Source organism: Phaeodactylibacter sp., assembly GCF_040219495.1.
In the GTDB taxonomy this organism is placed as follows: domain Bacteria; phylum Bacteroidota; class Bacteroidia; order Chitinophagales; family Saprospiraceae; genus Phaeodactylibacter.
Window position 1 is genome coordinate 24096 of the sequence record NZ_JAVJSK010000015.1, and the last position, 10331, is coordinate 34426.

Below are 10331 nucleotides of genomic sequence, written 5' to 3' on the forward strand. Positions count from 1 at the left end.
AATATCACCTATGAAAGAAAAAGCGTCCATTACATCGATCACGTTTCAGCAAACAGCTAACCTGTTCGTGAATATAGGGATAGTAGCGCTGCATCGTTTTCTCAAAAAATTTGAACAGAAATACCCTCAGCGTTTTCCCTCACTTTCTTATTCATTCGATGATAAAAAGTTGGAAGTCAACTGCGATCAGCTGCTATCTCTCCTTGAGGACTTATACTACTTTATGGGGGAGGCTGTCTATGACACACCAACTGAAAAGCAATTGAACGAAAATGCCAATATCTACTATATCGAAACGGAAGACCGCTTTAAGCATTTCCCGAAAATGAACACTTATGGACTGACGCACTTGTTGACAAATAATGCCCAAGGGGTAACGCGCCATAAAGACAATGCCCCTAAATTTAAAAACTTAAAAAAGGAACGACCAGAGATTGCAAGCCGGATAGAAGCATACTACGAACGAAAGGGACATAAGTTACTCAGCAAAGTATATCTCAATGAGCCTTATACCAAAATTACGCGGCTTGATGTAGACGAGAAATATCTTTTGCCTGGAACGCAGGTATGCCCTGTAACAGGGGAAAGCTATAAGGCGTTAGTGGAGGCTAAGAACGTCTCGCCGTTTGTATCGGGGTTAGCCAATTTCAATTCGTTTTTGAACAACTCGGAAAAGAAAATTAGCTGGAAAGCAATGTACCTTATCCGTTTTGCTCCTGCTTTATGCCTATATGCATACCAAAACAGCTATGAGACCCTGATTTGTAATTTTTTCAACTCTAATACCTTACAGAACCTTGATGATCTGCATGAGACCGATATGTACAGAATCAAAGACGAATTAGCCCAGATCAATTACAGGATCAATTTTCGGATGGCCGATTTCAAGGTGCCTCGGAAAGGTGCTGAAGATTTGAAGATAGAAACCACACGAGATGCAGTTTGGGAATCTGAGATTGCTTTTATGCTGCTTTATACCTTCCACAGGAAGCACTTTTGGAAAAAAGCCGAAAATCAGGAATCTGAAAGAACGTACGCAGATCCATTCGCAAGCCACCCCTTGGAAAACGTTCCTATCACCCTTATTACTTTCAGAGCAGACAAATTTGCTTCTACCCTTCGTCCCAATTACTACGAAGAGTATAATCATGTCAAATTCGTCATTCAACTGATTTCTGCATTGGAGAAGTCAGGTGTTACGATCAGCACTATATGGCAAAGCCTGCGCTTAAGCTCTCCAAAAACTCAGACAATAAAAAAACAAGATTACGCAAAAGGGGTAGCGGCTGAAAGGCAGACGAGGTCAGAAGTCTTGAGAAAAGTGCTAAAAGGAAAAAGTGTAGTAGATGATATAGAACGCCTCTTTTTTAAATGCTATAAGCTTTTGTTGGCTAAAGAAACTGTAGGCTTTAGGAATTACACAAAGCTTCTTGACTTTTTATCTCTTTATGAAAAAGCTATAAAATTCGGAAACCATAAAATCATGAATGAGCAATTACAACAAAGAGCCATCAACCTTGGCAAAAGCCTAGGCAATGGCATCATCCATTTTGATCATCCAAAGGATGACAATGAGCAAAAGACCAATGCGAAAAGCGGTCGGAAATACATCATTCGGTTGCACAAAGCCCGAACATTAGAGCAGTTTACAGAAGCATTGATATCACTGATGAAGAAGTACAACATCTCTATCAGTGGTGAGTTACTCGAGAATCTTAACGACAAGAATTTCCTGCTCATCCGCCAGTATACTGTCATCAGCGCACTCAATGTGCTCAACTGGATTCTTTCATCTTCAAAAAACAATGATTAAGCCATGACCACTAACAGCATCACTATTACCTACCTTTCTAAGGTTTCATTTGCAAGCCTTAATGGCAGTGACAAAGAAGTAGATAATATCAACCCCATCAAGAAAGTAACCCTACAGTCTGGGGAGGAACTGCCTTATGTGTCTTCCCAAGCTATCCGGAGGGCTCTAAGAGATAAAATTGAAGAATTGGGGCATGCACTCTCCCCCGTAGGAGAATCCAGTACGTCAAAAGGCGCACCCAAAACTGCCTTAGACCCTATCAAGTATATTGATGATGACTTGTTTGGTTATATGGATGCCCAAGCTGGAAAAGATGGGGGTGCAGGCACCTCAAATGTTAGGACTTCGCCGGTTCGGGTGGAGTCTTTGCTTGCTTTGGCTACCTATAAGGGTGATTTGGATTATGCTACAAACTTTATGGGAAAGAAAATTGGACTCAACCCCAATATTTTTGAAACAGAAATCCACTCAGGAGTATATCGCGGTACCATTCTGATCGAACTGGACAGAATAGGACGGGAGTTTGAAGTTGTCGAAGAGACAAAGGGGAAAACCACAACTCGCAGTCTGCAAACCAAAGAACTTGTGAGTAATGAAGAAAAAGCAAAACGGGTACATGCGCTAATTGATGCACTACAAATGCTTTGGAGCTCGGGTAGGCAGAGTCGCTTTCTGGCAGATATTTCACCTAAATTTTTTGCGGCTGCTCTTATGAAGAGCAAGAATCCAATTTTTTTGGAAGCGGTCAACCTCAACGAAAGTGGTCAAATTGACACCAAAGGGATTAAGTCGGTTGTGAATGATTATGAAAAGTTTATAGACCAGCATGTTTTTGCAGTACAGGAAGGTGTATTTGACAAACAGGAAGATATGGTAAGCTTAAAGGATGGTTTTCAAAAGCTAGCCGATTGGGTAACTGCCTATTACAAAGGATAAACTGAATCTTATGCAATGCTTTTGTGTAGAAATTGCCACCCAAACAACCTCTTTCCGCAACCCTGAGTTTCAAAACTTTCATAAAACTCTGGATATGCCGCCTCCCAGCACAATTATTGGTTTTGCGGGGGCGGCGATGGGGCTCAGCCCTAAAATGGCACAGGCTTTTTTTGATGACACCCCATTTGTTACAGGAGTATCTGCCGTTCACTCTGGCAGGACGACAGATACCTGGAAGTATCGGAACCAGACGAAGGATATGCACCTATACGACCCTCTTAAAGACGGAAGTGTAATTAAGCGTGAACTCTTGATTCAAAGCAAATACTCTTTAGTTTTTGGATCTGAAAATACCCAACAGTTAGAGTCCCTGTTCAAAGCTATAGCGTATCCAAAGTTTGCTTTAACACTGGGGAGCAGCGACTCAGTAGTTTGGGTCAAGCGTATGCAAAAAGAGGTTCCATTAACCAGGTCGAATTTGGTCAAGGATTGCCTAGTCTCAGGTGATATTGTAGGTGAAGTGATTAGGCGGGCTTCAGATGAACCAGAATTTTCGATTTATCAAACCTCTGAGCCAATTACATATGATCTGCCTGTTCGCTTCAACTACAAATCCGCCTATGGCAGGAGAGAAGTTAAAAAGACAAAAACACTTTCAATTATAATCCAGGAAATGCAGCTCAACTTTGAAGTGGAGGGGGTACTTTATGACGATCACTTCATCCCAGTTTTTGACTTGTAAATGAAACGCTATGCTTGATCATATTATAGCAAAGTCGCACCCAAGAGAATCACTAGCCCAACACACAGACTTAGTGCTTAAAGGTTGGCTCGCATTAAGGGAACGGTACTATGATTATATCCCGGATGATGCTTTTTGGGAAGAAAGTTTTATTGCTGCCCTTTTCCATGACCTTGGGAAGATCACAAGCAATTTTCAAGACATGATTAATAAGCGGAAAGAGTTTAGCCTTGATAATCACATCAGGCATGAATTTATAAGTGGCATGTTTTTGTTTGCCAACAATATTGAGTTTTACAAGGCTAACCCTCTTAGTTTGTTTGCGGTGTTTTCCCATCACAAAATGCTAACCAGCGACTTGTTTAAACGAAATCCAGATGCACGGTACAGGATTGATCAACATGACTTAGATGAGTTTATCGATTATGCTTTTGATCAAATAAAAAGCATGATGCCAGAAGTGGCGTTCAAAGCTTCGGCAGAGGCAAAGTCTTACATGAATGCGCCTTACAGGAAGTTACTAGAAGCTTATGATGGTCATTTCCTTAAACTTAGGAAAAACCTGACTCCAGCCGACAGAAAAAAGTATATACTCCATAAAGCAGTACTGAATATTTCGGATTGGACGGCTTCTGGTCATAGAGAATTGGAACCCGGAGTCGTATATGATGAGGAGTATCTAGCTCAAAAAATAAAGCATAAGCTTCTTTCAGAAGGGAAAGAGGATATTGCTAAAAAATTCAAGTACAGAGACTTCCAAGCTGCTAGCAATCGGGATGGTGACGTTTTAGCGGTTGCTCCTACAGGAAGTGGAAAAACAGAAGCGGCTTTAATCTGGGCGTCTCAAAAAAGAGAGTTTGACAACATTCTGTATTTGCTCCCTACCAGGGTTACATCGAATGCCATTTACAAAAGGCTGTGCGATTACTTTGGTGATGAATGCGTGGCGGTTGTCCACTCCTCTGCTTTTTTTCTAAGAAAAGAAATCAACGATAACTATGAGGAGAAAGAGTATGCCTTTATTGACAAGACCTTTTTCAAGAGCATTACCGTTTGTACCGTTGATCAAATTTTAACTCAAGGTTTTAATTTAGGGTTTTGGGAGGTTAAGACTTTTCATCAATTGAATGCTCGTATCATAATAGATGAAATTCATTTATACCAACCTTACACTTTAGGTCTTATTGTTGCTACTATCCAATATCTTCAAAAGAATTTTGGTGCTCATTTTTACATCATGACAGCCACTATGCCTGAGAAGCTTAAGACGCTACTTGAAAAAAACTTAAAGACACCATCCTTTATACCCGATCAAGAACTGTTGGATAAAGCGAGAAACCAATTTCAGGTGAGAAAAGGAGGTTTGAGCAGTGTAACCAACGAAATAAAAGCTGCTGTAGCGTCAGGTAAAAAGGTGCTGCTAGTTTTAAATACGGTTGATAGTGCTATACAAGCTTATGAAGCATTCAAGCCTGTTTTTTCAGGCAAAGAAGATAGAATTTTATGTTACCATTCAAGATTCATACAGAAGCACAGAGCTAAAAAGGAAAAGAGAATATTTGAGATTGAAGGCGATGATGTCGGTTGCCTTTTGATTGCCACTCAGGTTGTAGAGGTTTCGCTTGATATCGATTTTGATATACTTTTTACTGAAAATGCCCCGATTGATGCTATTATACAAAGGGCTGGCCGTGTAAACCGAAAACGCAGAAAACAAAACACTCAGGTCATTGTCTTTCACCACTCTGAAATAGCGAAAGAATACATATACACACTGCCCAACGTATTGGAAAACACATTTGATCAGTTATTAAAATATCATGGTCAAAAATTGACAGAGCAACAGCTATTGGTATTAGTCAATGAGGTCTACAAAGACATTGAGATTGAGTCCAACAAAGATTACCGTAAGGGATTGAGCCGATATCGAGAAATCCAATCGGATCAATATCAAATTTTTGACATGCAGACTAATGAGAAGACCCTCACTAGATTAAATATTGATACAGAAAATATCATCCCAGATAGGTTTCAAGAACAACTGCATGGTGCCTCCCCTATGAAAAAAGTAAAATATGAGGTTGCCGTACGAAGACAAAGGCTCAAACAGGTAAAAGTCATACCTGACAAAGAACATGAATGGTTCAAATATGCAGATGTAAGCTATGACTTTGAGACAGGGTTGAAGTTCAAACCCAAACAGGACGGTAAAAACGTCCTGCCAAATTACCATACTCCACAACATTTTTAACCCATGCACCAAACCACCATCCACTTTCCCGACCTCCGCCTGTCCCCCCGCGACGGGCACAAGCTACGCGGCTACTTCAGCCGGCTGTTTGGGGCAGCGTCTGACTTATGGCACAACCACGAATCTGACGGGCGGCCCATCTACCGGTATCCGCTTATACAGTACAAGGTAGTGGACCGGCAGCCGATGCTGATTGGGGTGGGAGCGGGTGCGCAGTTGCTGGTGGAGCATTTTCTGGAAGTCCGGGAACTGGAGATAGACGGGCTGCGCCTGCCGGTGCACAGCAAGCAGGTTAAGAGCAGGAAGGTAGAAGTAGGCGTTAACGGTAACCTCCACCGGTACCGTTTTGCAAATCCCTGGTTTGCTTTCAATCAGCATAACTATCAGGAATATCAGGACAAGCCGGTGCAGGAGCGGCAGCCCTTCCTGGAGCGCTTGCTAACCGGGCATATCCTTGCATTCTACAAAGGTGTGGAGCATTGGGAGGAAGAAAAGATTCTGGTTAACCTGTTGGAGGTACATCCATTAATGGCCAAGTTCAAAAATCAACCTATGCTGATGTTCAGGGGGCAGTTTGTGACCAATGCCCGGCTGCCGGAGTACATTGGGTTGGGCAAATCGGTGTCAAGGGGTTTCGGGACAGTATGTGCTGCCGCCGCCGGGGCCAACTTGTCAGGTTTCCCCGGGAAAGGCCCGTGATCCTGACAAGTTTGGCCCCGGGCTTTGTGGCATAGGCCCCCGAGCCTGTCAGTGTCTTTGGATGGGTTGGCGATCCTGACAATTTGCCCCAAACCTGTCAGGAGCTACGAGGGTGCCTGGGAAACCTGACAGGGTTGGGGCATCAATTAAATGGAAATGATATGAGCACTACAAAAAATATCCGTACGCCTCTTGAGCCGGGCCATTACTATCACATTTTCAACAGGGGGAATAACCGGGAAAACCTGTTTTATAAGCCAGGCAACTATGATTACTTCCTGCGTAAATACGCACAATATTTGGAGGACTATGTGGAGACGTTGGCCTATTGCTTATTGCCCAACCACTTCCACCTGGTGGTGCGGGTGAGGCCATTGGAAGCTTTATTGCCGGTTGCAACAGCGGATTTTAAAAAGCAATGGGCCAAAGTTCAGCCTGAAGGGGAAGAAGCAGTGCATGACTGGCTTTGCTGGTCGGTATCGGAACGCATCCGGCTATGGAAAATGGGGTATTCAAAAGCTATTAACCGGCAGGAAGGGCGGATTGGGAGTTTGTTTCAGAAGCCTTTCCGGCGCAAACGGATTGACGATGATGATTACCTCCGCCATGCTATTGCCTATGTGCATTTGAATCCCGCTGCTCATGGTATTTGCGATGATTTTGGCAGTTATCCCTGGAGCTCTTTCGGGTGTTACGAAAAGCGGGAAAAAGGACTGGACGGTTTGATAAAACCGGAATGGGCTGTTTTTGGTGGGAAAGAGGCGTGTTTGGAATATCATCATCAGTTCTGGAGACAAAGGCGGGCTGATGCATCTCTTGTGAAGGATTGGATGGAATGATGGGGCTGGCACCGGAGCTTCGTGGGATTGGGATTTGAATTTGGGAATTTGATTGCAGGTGGCTCCTAAACCTGTCAGGAGCCAAGAGGGTGCCTGGGAAACCTGACAGGTTGGGGGGGCAAAAGGATAGTTATGCAAATACATTTGAATACTTACGGGACCTACCTGCATGTGCGGGATCAGATGTTTGAAGTCCGCAAGCGGGAGGACGGTGAAGTGCAGAAGACGCCACTGGCGGCGCACAAGGTCAAAAGCATTTGGATTTCGGATGGTGTCGCGTTGTCATCAGATGCGGTAAAGCTGGCGATGCAGCACAATATTGATATTGTATTTCTGGAAAAAAACGGGCAGCCCTACAGCCGGGTATGGCATGCTAAGCTGGGCAGTACAACGCTCATCCGCAAGGAGCAGCTCAAAGCTACGCTGGGCCCTGCAGCATTGGCTTACACACAGCAATGGCTGGGCGCGAAGCTCGACAATCAAATTGATTTTGTCAAAAGCCTCCGTAGCCACCGGCCTCAGCACAGCGATTATCTGGGCGAAAGGCAGCAGCGCATGGAGCGTATCAGGGAAACGCTGACCACCATTGAAGCGCCTCACCTTGATGATGTAGCAGATCAGATCCGGGGGCTGGAAGGTACAGCTGGACGATTGTACTTTGAAGTACTGAGCTTTGTGCTGCCAAGGCATTATCAATTCAGTGGGCGTAGCTTCCGGCCAGCAGAAGACCCTTTCAATGCCTTTCTGAACTACGCCTATGGAATGTTGTATGGCCGGGTGGAAAAGGCACTCATTTTGGCAGGGCTGGATCCCTATCTGGGATTCCTGCACCGGGATGGGTATAATTATAAAAGCCTGGTCTATGACTTTATTGAACCGTTCCGGATTTATGCGGAGGAGCCCGTATTCCGGCTGTTCTCAGGCAAAAAAGTACGGCAGGACCATATGGATGAGCTGGCAAATGGCTGTCGGCTGAATCAGGAAGGGAAGGTACTGCTGGTAGAGCGCCTTAACCGGCATCTGGAAGAAGAGCGCATCCGCTACCGGGGCCGGAATCAAACGCGGGGCAATATTATTCAGTTTGAAGCGCACCAAACGGCCAACGAACTCATCAAAACCGAATAACTATGATTGCCTGGGTAATGTATGATATTGAACAAGACCGCGCGCGTACGCGTGTGGCAAAATATTGCAAACAAGCCGGGCTTTACCGGGTGCAGTATTCTGTCTTTCTGGGGACGCTGAATGCGAATGAGAAAGATACGCTGGAGCTTCAAATTGAAAAAGAGATTGATCCTGAAAAGGATAAGGTTTATATTTTTCCAATGAGTCAGTCTGCACTGCAGCAAACGATCTGTCTGGGGCAGGCACTGGACAAAAAGCTGGTCACGGATGAGGTCCGTGCCTTGTTCTTTTAACCTTGGAAATCTCTATAGTTTATGCTGAGCCTGACTCCGTCACAGATTATTGAATACCTATACTGCCCACGTTTTACTTATTATGAGTACGTACTTCAGATTCCGCAACACGAGGAGAAGTATTATAAAGTGATGCGCGGGCGGGAGTTGCATATGGAAAAAGCCCGGCACAACGTGGAGTATCTCCGCAGGCGCATTGGGGTAACCGAAAAGCGCCTCAATCAGTATTTGACTAATGATTTGCTAAGGGGGGAGGTTGATGAGGTACTTTGGTTGAAAGATGGTACAATGGCTCCCCTTGATTACAAGTTTGCTCGCTATGAAGAGAAAATTTATGAAACCTACAAGACACAGCTGTACTGCTATGCCTGGCTAATCCGGGAAAATTTTGGTTTGGAGGTGGAGCGTGGCTATTTGGTTTACACCCGGAGTCGTAATCAACTTGTGGAGGTACCAATCGATCCGTCTCACATTTCGGTGGTTAAAAAAGCTGCAAATGAAATCAGTAGGATTATCAGTCAAAATTTTTTCCCCAAAGCCACCAAATATAAGCGGCGTTGTGTAAATTGTACCTATCGGAATATTTGTATTCAATAGGGTTTTCCGGTCACTGATTTATTTCCCGACTGCTGATTTTGTTGGGTAAAGATCTTGTTATCAGTTGGTTAGGTTTTCGAAAACGGTGTATAAAGTGGGTTGAAACGTTCTTTGACATATTGGTTCTGCTCTTTTTAGGGGTGTTTAAACTTAGGTTTTCTCCCTGAAAGCGAGTATATTACAGTCAGATACGGCTTCGAGCGCATTATCCAGAGCAATTAGGATTGAAACTGGGGGTACTGAAAACGCTGCAAGATCGCGGCATTACTTCGAGCGCATTATCCAGAGCAATTAGGATTGAAACAAGCAAAGGAGTTAAATCTATTCGATAATTCACTTACTTCGAGCGCATTATCCAGAGCAATTAGGATTGAAACCCGATAGTTCCGGCAGTTTGGTCCGAATGCAGGGTCTTCGAGCGCATTATCCAGAGCAATTAGGATTGAAACAGCATGGCGTGGGAAAAGGACGTAAAGAAGGTACTGCTTCGAGCGCATTATCCAGAGCAATTAGGATTGAAACATATTCCTAGTGTGACAAACTTCAATAGCTTCCTACCTTCGAGCGCATTATCCAGAGCAATTAGGATTGAAACCTGTCAGCCATGATTATGCGTTTGGAGTGATGGTGACTTCGAGCGCATTATCCAGAGCAATTAGGATTGAAACAAGCCTGGGCTGCAGGGGAGCAGGGCGTGCATGTAGCTTCGAGCGCATTATCCAGAGCAATTAGGATTGAAACAACACATTACCGGGCGAGACATCGACGGCGATGGCTTCGAGCGCATTATCCAGAGCAATTAGGATTGAAACAATAAGCGTACATATGAGAATCAGCAAGTTAGCCCCCTTCGAGCGCATTATCCAGAGCAATTAGGATTGAAACAGAGCTATGGGCAGGAGTTGAGAGGGAGTGAAGTCTTCTTCGAGCGCATTATCCAGAGCAATTAGGATTGAAACTTTGATGGCTCATTGGGGTAGCCCGCGCTGACGCCTTCGAGCGCATTATCCAGAGCAATTAGGATTGAAACTAAGCT

General features: G+C 44.2%; 9 protein-coding genes and 1 CRISPR repeat array. All 9 genes read left to right on the plus strand.

Translation table 11 applies throughout. From position 1 onward, the window contains the following. Positions 1–10 precede the first annotated feature (10 nt). Positions 11–1813, plus strand: coding sequence for a hypothetical protein (locus RIC19_RS02665; protein ID WP_350176562.1), 1803 nt, complete (start codon positions 11–13; stop codon positions 1811–1813). Positions 1814–1816: 3 nt separating this feature from the next. Beyond that, positions 1817–2749 carry a type I-B CRISPR-associated protein Cas7/Cst2/DevR gene (gene cas7i / locus RIC19_RS02670; protein WP_350176564.1) on the plus strand — a complete coding sequence of 311 codons (933 nt, stop codon included), beginning with the start codon at positions 1817–1819 and terminating at the stop codon, positions 2747–2749. A 10-nt stretch (positions 2750–2759) separates the two neighbouring features. Then, complete coding sequence (gene cas5 / locus RIC19_RS02675) at positions 2760–3491, plus strand: CRISPR-associated protein Cas5 (protein ID WP_350176566.1); 732 nt, start codon at positions 2760–2762, stop codon at positions 3489–3491. A 10-nt stretch (positions 3492–3501) separates the two neighbouring features. Next, a complete protein-coding gene (gene cas3, locus RIC19_RS02680) occupies positions 3502–5742 on the plus strand; it encodes a CRISPR-associated helicase Cas3' (protein WP_350176568.1) in 2241 nt (746 codons plus the stop codon). Between the two features lie 3 nt (positions 5743–5745). Beyond that, on the plus strand, positions 5746–6441 hold the full coding sequence (locus RIC19_RS02685) for a CRISPR-associated endonuclease Cas6 (protein WP_350176570.1): 696 nt from the start codon (positions 5746–5748) through the stop codon (positions 6439–6441). A 161-nt stretch (positions 6442–6602) separates the two neighbouring features. Then, positions 6603–7280: a hypothetical protein gene (locus tag RIC19_RS02690; RefSeq protein ID WP_350176572.1), complete on the plus strand. Its 678-nt coding sequence runs from the start codon at positions 6603–6605 to the stop codon at positions 7278–7280. Positions 7281–7412: 132 nt separating this feature from the next. Next, complete coding sequence (gene cas1 / locus RIC19_RS02695) at positions 7413–8405, plus strand: CRISPR-associated endonuclease Cas1 (RefSeq protein WP_350176574.1); 993 nt, start codon at positions 7413–7415, stop codon at positions 8403–8405. A 2-nt stretch (positions 8406–8407) separates the two neighbouring features. Continuing rightward, positions 8408–8698 carry a CRISPR-associated endonuclease Cas2 gene (cas2, locus tag RIC19_RS02700; RefSeq protein ID WP_350176576.1) on the plus strand — a complete coding sequence of 97 codons (291 nt, stop codon included), beginning with the start codon at positions 8408–8410 and terminating at the stop codon, positions 8696–8698. 21 nt (positions 8699–8719) lie between these two features. Then, positions 8720–9295, plus strand: coding sequence for a CRISPR-associated protein Cas4 (cas4, locus tag RIC19_RS02705; protein WP_350176578.1), 576 nt, complete (start codon positions 8720–8722; stop codon positions 9293–9295). 194 nt (positions 9296–9489) lie between these two features. Next, positions 9490–10325: a CRISPR direct-repeat array (repeat unit 37 nt; unit sequence CTTCGAGCGCATTATCCAGAGCAATTAGGATTGAAAC). Positions 10326–10331 lie beyond the last annotated feature (6 nt).